We start from the raw sequence: 12,108 nt of genomic DNA on the forward strand, positions 1-12,108 counted from the left end.
TGGTAACGCCAGGGGGGGAAGTAACTTACCTCGGGGGCTCGTTCGCCGCGCGTTGACCCACACGTCGGTACGGAAGCGGCCGGTTGGATCCTCATCCGATCCAACCGGCCGGTGCCGTCCGTACGCCGAAAAGGCTGTTCCGGTCAGCCGAAGGCGGCGAACCCGTCGCCGATCTTCTTATCGGTCTCCAGCGCGCGCTGCAGCGCGTTCTCGACCGCGATGGCGAGCTGGTCCAGCTTGTGCAGGGTGTCCTCGAGTTCGGTGTTCACCGACGCGTGGGCGGCGGTGAAACCCTCCTGGGCGCCCTGGCTGGCCATGGCCTGCAGGAAGTTGTCCTTGGCGGTGCTCAGGGCCTCGATCTCGCCCTGGATCTTGCTGCCCTCAGTCTTCAGCGAGTCGAACAGCGCCTCCATAGTGGGGCGGTCGTACAAAATATCGCTCATGTTCCCAATTCCTTCTCAGTCGAGCAGATAGGTGAGTGCCGCGAGGCAGGATCTACAGGCTGGTGTAGCCGCCGCCGGGGATGAAGGCATCCTCGTCCATGCCCAGGATCGTCTGGGTGGCATCCTCGGTGGCCTGGGTCAGCTCGTCCAGCTTCTGATTCAGGCGGTCGGACTCGTCGCTCCACGCCTGCGAGGTGGTGACGAACGAGGCGTTCGCATCACCCTTCCAACCCGCACGGGCCGCATCGCTGGCCGAATCGACGGCTTTCACCGACAGCCGCAGATTTTCGATCGCCTGGTACATTTCGCCGGTCGCCTTCTTGACCAGCTCGAGGTCGAGATCAACACCCTGAGTTGACATTACGGTGTTCCTTTCCTGAGGTTGAATTTCCGCCGAGATCGCGGGATCTCGCGCCGGTGGGTTGTCACCTGGGGAATTACGGTGTCAGCCACCTCCCCCCGGGCAGGCCCTCGAGCAACGTGGCGATTGCCTGCGTCACCCGATGGTCGCTACCCGTTGTGACCGTCGACCAGATCTGTCGATCCGGCGAGACCGTGGGCGCGGCCGCGAGCCGGCCGCGATCGGTGTCGTAGACCGCGACCGCGCCCGGTGCGCGCGTGCTGAGTCCGTCCTCATGGCTGTAGGCCACGATTTCGGTGAAACCCCGGCAGGAGGCGAACGCCGCGGCGAGCACCGTGGCATCGCGGTCCCCCACCCCCAGGGCATAGATGGCATCGGCGAAATCACCGGTGGTTTCGGCGGTATCGAGCCGGCCGGCCAGTTCGTCGGCCGGTGCACTGAAACCCGCGACCTCGGCCGCCTCGGCCGGGCCCAGCGCGGTCAGCAGTGGGCGGGCCAGCGCCTCCGCCGAACCGTCGCACCAGATCGTCGCGATCTCGAAACTGTTCCCGTCGCGTACCGCCAGGGCATGCTGTTCGCCGCGGCGGGCCAGGCACAGTCGCAGGGTGCGGTCCTCGGCGAAGCCGCGGGCCACCAGCTCGCGATCCGGTTGCGCCAGCACGAACAATGCCTGCCCGGTCTCGGGGTCGACATCGCCTTCGGTATCGAAGACGCCCGCCGCGGTGAGCTCGACAACGGCGCGCTCGCGGGCCGCCTGCCACTCTTCGTAGGAGTCCTGCTGCGGTCCGACAGCGAGTACCAGGGGCAGGGTCTGCACACCCAGGCGCTCGGCGACCGCGAGCAGGGCATCGTTGGTCAGGGTCGTCACGACGTACCTCCGGCCCGGGTTCCCGGCGCGGGAGCCGCCGGTTCGACACCGCCGAGTACCGCGGGCGCGGCCCGCAGTTCGTTTTCGGCACCGAGGTGATCACTCTCGTCACCGGGGAGTCCGGCGCGTGGGAAGCGGGATGTGTCCTGAGCCGATCCGCCGGCACCGGCGGTCGCGCCAGGTGCCAGCGGGGCCGCCTGGGACGAGGCTCCGGCACTGGTGACCGGGGTCGTTTGCGGGGTCGTTTCCGGCGTGGTCGCCGATTGCGCATAGAGCGGCGCGCTGTAGGCGGTGGGCACCCGCGGTACGGCGGCCGGGATCGGGACGGATCCGATGCCTATCGATCCCAGCGGCATACCACCCCGGCCCCCTGGGGCCGGGGCGGGTGCGGGGGTCGCCGCGGCCGCGGCATGCTCGGCGGCCAGTGCGGTCTCCGGTGCCACCACCGGCGGTGTGGTCTGCTGCCAGGGCAGCGCGAGGGGTTCGGTGGCCTTCTCGTAGTTCTCCATGACCCGGGAGGCCACGGCCTTCGCGACGTCGGAATCCTTGTCCGTCTCGGCGGCCACGGCTTTGATCGGCGCACCGGCCATTCCGCCGACCGATTCCAGCATGCGCTGGACCTGCTGGATCTGTTCGATATCGGCGGTATGCGGCATCGCCAGCCGCGCCACTTCGTAGGCGGCTACCTGCGCCTGGAACCGCGCCGCGTTGGCCGCGGCGGCGCCCGCCGCTTCCACCAGCCAATCCCGCAGTGTGGAAATACGCTGCAATACTTCGCTACTGCGACCGGATCCCCATGCGCCACGAATTTCGACGACGGCCTTCTCGTACTCCACCACCGCCGCACCCAAGGACGCGGCCAGACGTGTCCAGGCCTGCACGGCCTCGGCCATCGGCACCGAGCCCGCACCGGTGGTGAGCTCGCGGGCCAGCCGGTCGGCCGGACGCGCGGGCCACACCACACCGGTGAAGCCGGGGCGTGGTGGTTCGATCATCGCTGGGAAATATCCTTCGCTCATCGGCACTGTGGGAGCCGTCAGGCCTTGGGCCCGCCGAGGTCGGCGGCGTTATCGGTTTCCATACCGTCGAACCGGGTCGTGCTGAGCCGCAACGTGGCCGCCAGTTTGCGCATTTCCTGCACACCGGCCTGGGCACTGGTCAGATAGGACGCCGCCACATCGTTGTGGGTCTGCGACGCCCGGCCCGACACCTCGTCCGAACCCGCCGGAACCACGGTCAGCGCGTCCTGGACGGCCGCCAGATCGGCGGCGAGCCGATCGGCCAGCGCATCCAGGCCCGACGACGCCTTCCCGGCCGCGGCCGGGTCGAATCGGACGCCGTCGTACACCTCACCCATCTCGTTCTCCATGAGACCCTCCTATGTGTCCTGGTTGCCGGCTCGCGTCAGAGCGTGAGTTCCTTGTCCGGCGGGGGTTCCGAGGTCGATTCCGCGGCACCGACCACCGGCACCGCGATACCTTCGATCGGCCCGACCACTTCGTCACCGTGTTCGGCCGAGACCGCGCCGCGCGCCGAACCGTCGGTAACCGATTCGCCGTCGCGCGCCATCCCCGCGGCGCCCATACCCGCACCGCCCATCGGCATGTAGCCGGGGCTGTTGCCGCCGGACGAACTCGTTCCCGCGGGAGCTGCCGCGGACGACATACCCGCGACCGACCCCGGCGACGTGGCACCGAGCGCTCCGACAGGACCCAGCGGGCCGGGCGCCGCCACCTTGGAACCGGGGAACGCACCGAGTGGAGCGGGTGCGGCGCCCACCGCACCACCGGCACCGAGACCCCCACCGGCCCCCAGGGCACCCGGGCTACCGGGCTTATCGGTATCCGGTGCACCGGGCTCGCCGTTGCCGGGCTCACCGCCCAGTGGTTTCGGTGCGGACAGCGCGGTATTCGCGGGCGCCAATTTGCCGAGCGCCTGCGCGGCCTGGCTCGCGGAGCTGATCAGCGGCGTGACCATACCGATCATCTGCATGAGCTGGCTCATCTGCTGGCTCGGATCGACCCCGGTCGGCGCGTTGGTGATCTTCACCTTCTCGCCGGTCTGCGTCAGTGCGGCACCTTCGACGCCGAGCTCGGTCTTGGTTTTGACGGTGATGGCCAGCGCTTCGGTCGCCGCCTCGATCGCCGACGCCACCAGGTAGGCCGCACCGCCACCGGACGTCGCGTAGAGCGGCGCGAGCGCCAGTTTCGCGGAGAACGCACCGATCACCACGGCCATTTCCCCACGACCGATCGCGACACTGGTCGCCCCCTTGGCGAGATGCAGTTTCTCCCCGGTGCTCTGAGCCTCGAGCTTCGCGGCATCGGTCTGCGCCTGACCCGCCTTCTCCGCGGCCTCCATGGCCCCCATCCCCTGCCACAGGCTCATCGCGGTCTGCAACGCGGAGGTACCGACCTGCATCACCGTCTGCATCACTGTCGACACCTGCGACAGCAGCTGCGTCGGATCCACACCCGGCGGCGGGGCCGGTGCGGCGGCCGGATCGCCCGCGGCGGATGCCTGCGCAGGAGCCGGTGCCGGCGCGCCCAACTGCCCGGAACCGAAGGCCGCCGCCAGATCGGTGAGCGGTCGCATGAGCGCGCTCAGATCGAGCATCGGCAACGGCGGCAGCTCCGGTAGCCCGGGCAGGTGACCGAACGCCGGCAGCTCCGGCAGATTCGGCAGACCCATGCTGTCGAGGATGTCGTTCACCGGCATGTCGAGCATGGGCCCCAGCGCGCTGCCCCGAAGCAGCTCCAGGATGGTCGGGTCCAGGGGATCCGCGCCGGCCGGCGGCTGGGCGCCCGGGAGCGGGGCCGCTCCTGGATTGCTCATGATCCGGGATTCACCGCGCCGATATTCGCCGCATTACCCGCGTCGGTGAGTTCGTAGTTCGCAGCGGCCTGATGGGCGGTGAGCGCCGTACCGGCGTGCACCGCGGCGAGTTCGGCGACCGAGGACAGATGGTTGGCCTGCGCGTAGGCAAATGCGATCAGGAATTCCTGGCCGATGAGCCCGAACGCCGGTACCGCGAACCCGACCGTCGCCGCCTGATCGACGCCGGCGGTGGTGGCGATTCCGGCGGCCATGGCCGCGGATTCGCTGCCGTATAGGCGAACCGCATCCGGTACAACATGCACGTTGTTCATGTCTTGTGTCCAATCCCGAAACATCCCACAATGTTTCGTCGTCAACGGTACCCAGCGGGCACCTCCGGCCGGGACCGCCGACCGGTTAACAGTCGGTGACTACCTCGTGCTTTCCGAATTGAAGGTGTCGATCAGGGCGGCCTTCTCGGCGATCGCCCGGGCGGCGGCCGCCCGCGCGGTCTCGACCAGCGTTTTCTCGAACTCGCCGGGGCTCAGTTTGTTGATCCCAGCGGTGAAGTGCAGCCCGACGGGGGCCGCGTTTCCGTCCACTTCCACCGTCACCGAACCGTCCGGTGAGGTCTCGCCGACCACGATCGCGCCCATCGCTTCCTGCAGATCGGTCAGCCGATAGACCTGCTGCTGCACCCGGGCGATGAGTTCGTCCATCGTTTCGACCATGACATCCCCTCGAAATCCCTTCCGGACCTAGACAGAACGAAGCCAGCTCTCCGGTTCGGTCTCGTAGTCCTGCTCCTGCACCAACTCCTGGCGGGCGACCTGCTCCTCGGTGGGCAGACCCGCCAACTTCAGCATTTCGCTGGTGAAACCCGCTTCCTGCAGCTGTTTACGGCGCTCGAGGCCGGCGCGGGCCGCGGACTGTTTGCACAGCCGCAACAGCTCGCCGGCCAGTGCATCGGGGTCGCGGCGGAGTTCACCGGGCTCGACGGATACCGCTACGGGCAAACCCGTTTCAGTGGTCCGGATCCGGATCGAACCGGTGAGCGAATGGGCGGTGAACTCGGTGGGGAACTCGAGGCCCCCCGGACTGTCCGCGCTCATCGTCCTCCTCCTGTCTCGATGGTGGCGCGGGGCCGAGGCCCCGGCGCCCCCGGAACTTCGTCCACCGGCGCGGTCGCTGCCGAGCCCGAGCGTGAACCGCTCCCGGACCGCGGTCACGAGAAGTATGGATCGCGCAGGTGAACCGGGGGTTACCAACCAGTATGGCAAGTGGCGGATATCCGTGCATACTCGGATAACGAGACGTTCCGGAAACTGGTTGCCACCACTGGGAATATGTCTCACACCCGGCCGCCACGCCCGGATATACGCTGGCGCAGTCCAATCCCGGGACTCCCACCCCCGGACCCCACAACTGAACAACGACCCGGCCGATACGGCCCGCGTCGGCATGCCGCACCGCAGCACAGCCCGATCGCGGCCACTCGGCGATATGCGCTGCCTCACGGACGGAAATCGCATCCCCACAGAACCCTCCTGACCTTCTGCGCTCCCCACGGCGGTGCGTCACCCCATATCGCTCGACCGGGTTTTCCCGACCGGCGCCACTTCTGTTAACAGTGTGCCTGTCGATCCGGCCATGCCGGAAGTCTTTTCCGCGCCGCAACGCGATTACCCAGGTCGACGCGAGAGCGGCGCATGTACACATATCCGCCGCGCCGACCACGGATCGCCGGATTCGCCGCTCGGGCCCGATAACCTGATCTACGTGTACGAACGGACGGAAGATCCGCAATGAGGCGTATCGACCTGAACTCGGACGCCACCTCGATCGGCGACGATCTACGGCTCGAGTACGGCGGCGAACCGTTCACCGGTGAGGTGGTAGAGGAACTCGTACCAGGACAGCTGCTGTCCCAGGAGTTCTACGTCGACGGCCTCCCCCACGGCAGCACCCGCGAATGGTGGCCGGACGGCCGGTTGAAGTCCGAAGGTGAGAACTATCGGGGCAGACCGTGCGGAGTTCTGCGCCGCTGGCATCCGGACGGCCGACCGGCCACCGCGATCCTCTACGACAACCACGGCGCATCCGTGGCCGTCCGAGACTGGGCCCACCTCGGACTGCAGGCGCCGAGCCCGTGAGGATACAGGTCAATTTCCCAGACTGGTCCGCTCGTCCTTGATCGCCCGCACGACATCCGCGATCTGGCGGTTGAGCACACCCACCATACGTTTGCGGTCCACCGCCAGCACGGTCGCCGGATTTCCCGAGACGATCAGGTAGCGGCCGTCGCCGGTGATATCACGCCAGCCGAGACTGCGCCGCCGGATTCCACGCGGACCGAGTCGAGAGAATCCTTGCGCAACCGTTATCGTCCCGGTCAGATCGGCCGGTGCGGCACCGAACGATTCGCCCATCACAGCCGGTTCGTCGCCACGATACAGCACGGTCGGGCCTGTGCCAGGCCGATCCGTTCGCTCCCCTCCGGCGCCGCCGGCAAATGTGAAATCCGGGTGCCGCCCCGCGCCGACCTCGGGTAGGGCGGCGACCACCGCATCGGCCAGACCTATCACACCGTGCTCGGACATGGTGAATCCTTCGGCGTGCCACAGTGTTCGTCCCGGCTTCTGGATCACCATATGTGCGTTATCGCCCTTGCGCGCGGCCAGAATCCTGACGGAGCGTTCGGGATTCTGCAGATCGTGACCATCGAACCCGCGTACCACGATTCGGATATCCGGTTGCGCCATGGTCGCCAGGATTTCCGCCAGTTCCGGACCGCAGCGCGACCTGACTCGCTCGGCCGCCTCGATCCGCGCGCGGCGGTGATCATGATGGCGGCCGGGCTCGCTGGTGAATACGAAAGGTTCGGGAAGGTACCCCTCTTTCGTCGATTCCCAGGCCGCAACGAATTCGATATCCGTGAACGTCCACGTACGACTCACTGTTCGACCACCGGTTTGGCAACGATCGCCGGATCGCCGAGTCCCTCCTCCAGCCATTCGGTGGAATCCAGATAATCGGCACGCTTGTGATCCTTCTGCTGTGCGCCCTGCGCGCCGCCGCCGGCACCGCCACCGCCCATCGGCATCCCGCCCATGGGCGCGCTCTGTCCCGTCGACGCCGCTGCGACGCCCGTGAACTGCCCGCTCGCCACACCTGTCGCGACAGAGGCCCGCGGGAAGAGCTTCGCCGCTTTCTCCACATTAGGTGCCGGTGGTGCCTTCATACCCCCCGGCGCCGCAGGACTACTCCCACCGGCTCCGCCGCCGAGGCCGGCGGGGAGCTTGCCTGCCTTCTGGAGAGCGGACTGGTAGTTCTTCACCGCGTCCTGTAATGCAGGCATCCCCGGAAGCCCGGTGATACCCGCCTGTTGCAGGGCCTGCTGAGCCGCGGTGGACAATTGCTGACCCATCTGCCCGAGTTGCTGCAGCCCCTGCTGCGCCGCCTGCATCAGGGGTTGAGTGCTCGACTGCTGCTGGAGCGCCTGCTGCTGTTGCTGGAGTGCGGCCTGCTGTTGCTGGGCCTGGGTTTCGAGCTCCCGCTGTGCGGCCAGCAGCTCCTGACGTTGCTGTCCGATCTGGTCGAGCGCAGCCTGCTGTTGCTGTTGCTGATTCTGTCCGCCGCCACCACCACCGCCACCGCCGGTGCCACCGCCGCCGTTACCGCCGTTGTTGTTCCCCCCGTTGTTTCCACCGTTCTGACCTGGTTTGGTGGGCGGAACCGGATCGGGAAGTATCGCGATCTTGGCGTCGGTGAGCTCCAGTCCAGGGAGGTATGCCTCCTCCATCGCCCTGATGGCCGCCTGGCGCCGCGCTTCCTTCTCCTTCTGCACATAGGACGCGCTGGTCGTGGTCTCTCCCTCGTCGAGGCTGGGAGTATCCCATTGGCCCATTTCGTACCAGGTCGCCGACAGCCACTGTGACGTGTACTCCAGGTTGTCGCCGATCAAGTTCATATTGGCGACCAGTTTGTCGGTGTCCGCGCCATAGGCTGTGACGGCTCCCCGAGCCGCCTCGGCTCCGCCTTCGACGCCGGGACTACGCCACGAATTCTGCGTCGAGATCATCTTGTTGACCAGATCGTCGAACTTCTCGTTCAACTGCCCAGCCAGCCATCGCCAATCGGCGGCGGCCTGCGCGATCTTCACAAAGGTGAAATCACCGGTGTTTCCGAACGACTCCTGCATCGACTCGTAGCGTTCGAAGGAGAGAGAATGCGGATCTTCACCGTGCACCTGCGGGGATTCGAACTCCACACCGTCGGCCGGGTCGCGCAGGCTTCCCGGCATACCGCCGCCGTCTTCCGTCAGCCCCGGATAGACAAACCCGGGCACATTGGTGGTTTCCTCCAGCCTCGGACCCGGCCGATCACTCAGCGAGCCCGGTGTATCCACCCGGTCGATATCGAGCGCGGAGTCGTCGTCGGTATCCGAATAGGCTTTTCCCGCGGCGATGAACGTATCCATCATATCGTTGAGGATGGTTTCGTGATCGTCGAGGATTTCGCGTAGTTCCCGGCCTTTCTGATTGAATCGCTCGGCCAGCGCCTCACTCGATCCCAGATTGCTGGGTGGCGCCAGCGAATCGACGAGCTCCACTTTGCCGCGCACAGCCAGCACCCGGCCGAGCACCTCGTTACACTTCCCGGCCAGGTCCTCGACCACTCCGGACTGGAGTTCCAGCGCTCCACTTTCGGCCTGGGACGACAGGCCCGACCATGGGTTGGCGGGTTCAGGTGCCATAGCACGCGCTCCTGCGAACTCGAAACTCGACAGTACGTAGGCCTCTTGCGCCCGGCATCGGGAAAAGCGGCCCGCGGTCGTGGACCCGATATGCCGTTACGGCAATTCCGGTGTTCCACACCATGCGCGCCTCCTCACAACTCGACACCCCGAACGCAGCACGGACCTCTTCCGAGCGTACCGCCGGGCTGCTACGCCCGCCCGACCTGTTTCTGAACAGACATCGACATTTCGATGCGCCGCAAACCCACTGCCCGGTCCGCTCTTCCGGCCTGCGCCTACATGAGGGCATGATTCCGTTCACGGAAGCGCCGTTCGAAATCCGGGAGATACTGCGACGGGGCGACCGAGGACGACGAACGTTCCAGCACTCCGTCATCCGCCACATAGAAGATCGCCCGCCCGATCGCGATCTCCCCCGGGTCCAGCGGTACGTACACCATCCATCCTGCGGATATCCGGTCGGCACGCAGATCGTCCACGCGGTACGCGGCGGTATCGGCCCCACTGTCGGTCAAGTACCGGGCGACCCGGTCGACGGCATCGATGGCGGCCATCGGCTCGGGGGCTGTCACCCCACCCAACAACATTTGGTAGTACGCGTTTTCGAGGTCGAAAGGCCCCTCCGTGCCGAAAACTTCCACCAGCGCGCCGCGTGTCACCTCCCCTGCCTCCGCCGCGGCGATCAGGGTGCCGACCCCTGCGCGCTGCCGCTCGGTGGGTTGCTCGCCGAGCAGACCGGTCACTATCCGGGCGACGGTATCGGTGGTCCACAGGCCGGGAAGAGCCTCGGCGCAATCGCCGGGGTCCGGTGAATCGCCGCGATACCATCGGCCGTCGTCCCACCAGTAGCAAAAGGTCAGCAGGCCTCTGTTCGCACGGTGGTTGAGTACCGGGTCGGCAACCCAAAAGGGCGCGCCCCGATACAGTTCGGGCAGGGATTCGCCCCGGTTGTAGGCGGCGTCCAGTTCGGGCGCGTCCCACCGCCCGCCGGAAAGCACCGCGCGGCCACCGGGCAGTGTGTAGAGCGAACAACCGCTGCGCTTTGCGCCTTCGAACCAGCGCATCGCCGGCATCAAGCGCGGACCCCACTGCGAGCGAGCCGCGACGAATGCCGCGGAAAGCACCGCCCAGCGCGCCGTCATCACCGGTAGCGGCGGAAGCAAACTGCCATCTGCCGCTGTGCCGATACCCGCTTCACCGGCCGCGCCGGCGGCCGCCTCCGGCGGGCGAAGCTGCCGACCTGCGTGCCGGATATGGGCAGCCAGCCAGACCGGCAGCTTTTCGCGCGGGTACGCCTCGAGGTCGGCGCGGTACGCCTCGGGAGCGAAGAGCTGGTCGTCCGGGAACGGTTCGGCACCGAAGTCGTAGTCGACCTCGATGCGGCCTTCGCCGGTGAGTGTGAAGAGCAGGCGCCACCAGGGTCCGTCGCCGAATCCGGACGACATACGCCGATGGTCACGGACCAGTGTCATGACCTCCGGTGACGGGGTCGTGCGCGCTACGAGCTGCTGGTTTTCATCGGTATAGAGGGCGGTTCCGGTACTCGCGACCACGGTGGCCGCGAACACCGCGTCCAGCCGCTGCCAGCCGGCCGGGCCGTCGGCAGCCAGTTTCCGGGCGACCTGGTGCATAAGGGCCCTGGCCTGCTCAGCGACATTCGGGGACGCACCCAGCGTGAAGCCCAGGTCGGGTTCGTCTGCGGGGGCTGTCGAGCCGGGATCGGCCGCTCCCGGCGCAGTGCCCGGCCCCGGGAGCGGCCGATCGCCGGGCGCCCCGGATGATCCTGCGGGGCGCGATGAACCCTCGGATTCCGGCCGCACCTCGTCTGATCTGCTCATTTCCCGCACCTCACTTCGAGACCCGACGGAGACCGAGTCCGGGCAACACCAGATCACGATCCCCATCCTCGGTATTCCAGGCGTTGTAGACGAGGTCGGCCGGCTCGGCGATCTCGAAAACTCGACGCAATCCGATCAACACAATGGACACCAGATCCCGGTACCGCTGCGGTGTCAACGGCCAGGGGTACTCGATCCACCAGTTGTCGGTGTGATACCTGTCGGGACGTTGCCATCCGGCCTCGGCCAGCAGCCGGGCACCCGAATCACCGGCGCGCTTCTCCGGGGCGAGCCATTCGTCACCGACGAGTTCGGCATACAGCAGGTCGTCGAACTGCCGGAACTGTGCATACCTCGAACCTTCGGCTTCGACTATCGTCAGTATCGCGCCGCCAGGCAGACCGGCCAGCTGCTCGGCCAATCCCGCGGCGAATTCCGGCCATTCGCTCACGGCAGCCCCTGTTGCTCCAGCTCTTCGATCAGGTCTTCGCGTGCGAGCACCTCATTGGTCACCAAGTGCAGCGCTACCGAGACCCCGGAATCGCGTAACACGGTTGTCGTTGCCGGGCCGGCCCAGCGCACCCGCGGATTCACGCCCGGCACCCGTGTGGTGGGTGCTCCGAATTCTGCACTCAACGCCGCCGTCATCTCGGCGAAGGCGGTACGGGTGCGATCGCGGCCCGCCGCGTCGTCTGTGGTGTAAGACGTCACCCTGGCCTCGATCTCGGTAGCCACACCGTCCCGGCCGCGAATCCGGCCACTGCCCGGGCCGAGTCCGGTATCGAGGACGACCGCGACCGGCCTGATGCGTTCGATCTGCCACCCGAGCTGGGCCGCCACCTGCTCCGCGTCCGCCAGCCGCCACGACCAGTCGAGCGCGCGCAGCTTCCGCACCAGCTCGACGAGTTCGGGGTTGGTCAAGGTACGCCACTCCGTCATGAGACCTCCCTGCGGTTCGTTGTCGGCTGCCCCGACCGGATCATATGCCGATGCCAGGCACGGTGAATTTCCTCGATCCGCCG

15 protein-coding genes are annotated in these 12,108 nt (G+C 67.1%); 1 reads left to right on the plus strand and 14 read right to left on the minus strand.

Translation table 11 applies throughout. The annotated features are described in order from the left end of the window. Positions 1-143: 143 nt before the first annotated feature. The 9 genes from ACFWPH_RS24325 to ACFWPH_RS24365 form a co-directional block, all read right to left on the minus strand. Positions 144-443 (minus strand): type VII secretion protein EsxR, encoded by a 300-nt coding sequence (locus tag ACFWPH_RS24325; protein WP_280463517.1) that lies wholly within the window; start codon positions 441-443, stop codon positions 144-146. Between the two features lie 52 nt (positions 444-495). Further along, positions 496-804, minus strand: coding sequence for a WXG100 family type VII secretion target (locus ACFWPH_RS24330; protein WP_062977187.1), 309 nt, complete (start codon positions 802-804; stop codon positions 496-498). A gap of 76 nt (positions 805-880) precedes the next feature. After that, complete coding sequence (locus ACFWPH_RS24335) at positions 881-1,672, minus strand: ESX secretion-associated protein EspG (protein ID WP_378754423.1); 792 nt, start codon at positions 1,670-1,672, stop codon at positions 881-883. Beyond that, entirely contained in the window at positions 1,669-2,667 is a 999-nt protein-coding gene (locus ACFWPH_RS24340) for a PPE domain-containing protein (RefSeq protein ID WP_378754424.1), read from the minus strand. The genes ACFWPH_RS24335 and ACFWPH_RS24340 overlap by 4 nt, the downstream gene beginning before the upstream one ends. A 41-nt stretch (positions 2,668-2,708) precedes the next feature. Continuing rightward, a complete protein-coding gene (locus ACFWPH_RS24345; RefSeq protein ID WP_280414562.1) occupies positions 2,709-3,041 on the minus strand; it encodes a PE domain-containing protein in 333 nt (110 codons plus the stop codon). Between the two features lie 35 nt (positions 3,042-3,076). Further along, entirely contained in the window at positions 3,077-4,507 is a 1,431-nt protein-coding gene (locus tag ACFWPH_RS24350) for a hypothetical protein (protein WP_378754425.1), read from the minus strand. Further along, positions 4,504-4,821 carry a type VII secretion target gene (locus ACFWPH_RS24355; protein ID WP_280414564.1) on the minus strand — a complete coding sequence of 106 codons (318 nt, stop codon included), beginning with the start codon at positions 4,819-4,821 and terminating at the stop codon, positions 4,504-4,506. The genes ACFWPH_RS24350 and ACFWPH_RS24355 overlap by 4 nt, the downstream gene beginning before the upstream one ends. Positions 4,822-4,920: 99 nt before the next feature. Next, positions 4,921-5,220 (minus strand): YbaB/EbfC family nucleoid-associated protein, encoded by a 300-nt coding sequence (locus tag ACFWPH_RS24360; RefSeq protein ID WP_378754426.1) that lies wholly within the window; start codon positions 5,218-5,220, stop codon positions 4,921-4,923. A 27-nt stretch (positions 5,221-5,247) separates the two neighbouring features. Further along, the gene (locus ACFWPH_RS24365) at positions 5,248-5,601 is read right to left on the minus strand and encodes a hypothetical protein (protein WP_378754427.1); all 354 of its coding nucleotides are present in this window, start codon (positions 5,599-5,601) and stop codon (positions 5,248-5,250) included. A gap of 693 nt (positions 5,602-6,294) precedes the next feature. On the opposite strand from ACFWPH_RS24365, the gene ACFWPH_RS24370 reads away from it, so the two are divergent. Then, a complete protein-coding gene (locus tag ACFWPH_RS24370) occupies positions 6,295-6,642 on the plus strand; it encodes a toxin-antitoxin system YwqK family antitoxin (protein WP_378754428.1) in 348 nt (115 codons plus the stop codon). Between the two features lie 9 nt (positions 6,643-6,651). Here ACFWPH_RS24370 and ACFWPH_RS24375 read toward each other — a convergent pair whose 3' ends face one another. The 5 genes from ACFWPH_RS24375 to ACFWPH_RS24395 form a co-directional block, all read right to left on the minus strand. Next, entirely contained in the window at positions 6,652-7,446 is a 795-nt protein-coding gene (locus ACFWPH_RS24375) for an ESX secretion-associated protein EspG (RefSeq protein ID WP_378754429.1), read from the minus strand. Then, positions 7,443-9,245, minus strand: coding sequence for a hypothetical protein (locus ACFWPH_RS24380; RefSeq protein ID WP_378754430.1), 1,803 nt, complete (start codon positions 9,243-9,245; stop codon positions 7,443-7,445). Before ACFWPH_RS24380 ends, ACFWPH_RS24375 begins: the two co-directional genes overlap by 4 nt. Before the next feature lie 278 nt (positions 9,246-9,523). Next, positions 9,524-11,086 (minus strand): hypothetical protein, encoded by a 1,563-nt coding sequence (locus ACFWPH_RS24385; RefSeq protein WP_378754431.1) that lies wholly within the window; start codon positions 11,084-11,086, stop codon positions 9,524-9,526. Between the two features lie 10 nt (positions 11,087-11,096). After that, positions 11,097-11,537 carry a hypothetical protein gene (locus ACFWPH_RS24390; RefSeq protein WP_378754432.1) on the minus strand — a complete coding sequence of 147 codons (441 nt, stop codon included), beginning with the start codon at positions 11,535-11,537 and terminating at the stop codon, positions 11,097-11,099. After that, positions 11,534-12,025 carry a DUF6301 family protein gene (locus ACFWPH_RS24395; RefSeq protein ID WP_378754433.1) on the minus strand — a complete coding sequence of 164 codons (492 nt, stop codon included), beginning with the start codon at positions 12,023-12,025 and terminating at the stop codon, positions 11,534-11,536. Before ACFWPH_RS24395 ends, ACFWPH_RS24390 begins: the two co-directional genes overlap by 4 nt. Positions 12,026-12,108 lie beyond the last annotated feature (83 nt).

The organism is Nocardia sp. NPDC058499 (genome assembly GCF_042719915.1).
Classification (GTDB): domain Bacteria; phylum Actinomycetota; class Actinomycetes; order Mycobacteriales; family Mycobacteriaceae; genus Nocardia.

Excerpts from the sequence above, each read along its gene's own strand:
- ACFWPH_RS24325 (WP_280463517.1), bottom strand. The coding sequence starts at position 443 with ATGAGCGATATTTTGTACGACCGCCCCACTATGGAGGCGCTGTTCGAC.
- ACFWPH_RS24330 (WP_062977187.1), bottom strand. The coding sequence starts at position 804 with ATGTCAACTCAGGGTGTTGATCTCGACCTCGAGCTGGTCAAGAAGGCG.
- ACFWPH_RS24340 (WP_378754424.1), bottom strand. The coding sequence starts at position 2,667 with ATGATCGAACCACCACGCCCCGGCTTCACCGGTGTGGTGTGGCCCGCG.
- ACFWPH_RS24345 (WP_280414562.1), bottom strand. The coding sequence starts at position 3,041 with ATGGAGAACGAGATGGGTGAGGTGTACGACGGCGTCCGATTCGACCCG.
- ACFWPH_RS24350 (WP_378754425.1), bottom strand. The coding sequence starts at position 4,507 with ATGAGCAATCCAGGAGCGGCCCCGCTCCCGGGCGCCCAGCCGCCGGCC.
- ACFWPH_RS24355 (WP_280414564.1), bottom strand. The coding sequence starts at position 4,821 with ATGAACAACGTGCATGTTGTACCGGATGCGGTTCGCCTATACGGCAGC.
- ACFWPH_RS24360 (WP_378754426.1), bottom strand. The coding sequence starts at position 5,220 with ATGGTCGAAACGATGGACGAACTCATCGCCCGGGTGCAGCAGCAGGTC.
- ACFWPH_RS24365 (WP_378754427.1), bottom strand. The coding sequence starts at position 5,601 with ATGAGCGCGGACAGTCCGGGGGGCCTCGAGTTCCCCACCGAGTTCACC.
- ACFWPH_RS24370 (WP_378754428.1), top strand. The coding sequence starts at position 6,295 with ATGAGGCGTATCGACCTGAACTCGGACGCCACCTCGATCGGCGACGAT.
- ACFWPH_RS24380 (WP_378754430.1), bottom strand. The coding sequence starts at position 9,245 with ATGGCACCTGAACCCGCCAACCCATGGTCGGGCCTGTCGTCCCAGGCC.
- ACFWPH_RS24385 (WP_378754431.1), bottom strand. The coding sequence starts at position 11,086 with ATGAGCAGATCAGACGAGGTGCGGCCGGAATCCGAGGGTTCATCGCGC.
- ACFWPH_RS24395 (WP_378754433.1), bottom strand. The coding sequence starts at position 12,025 with ATGACGGAGTGGCGTACCTTGACCAACCCCGAACTCGTCGAGCTGGTG.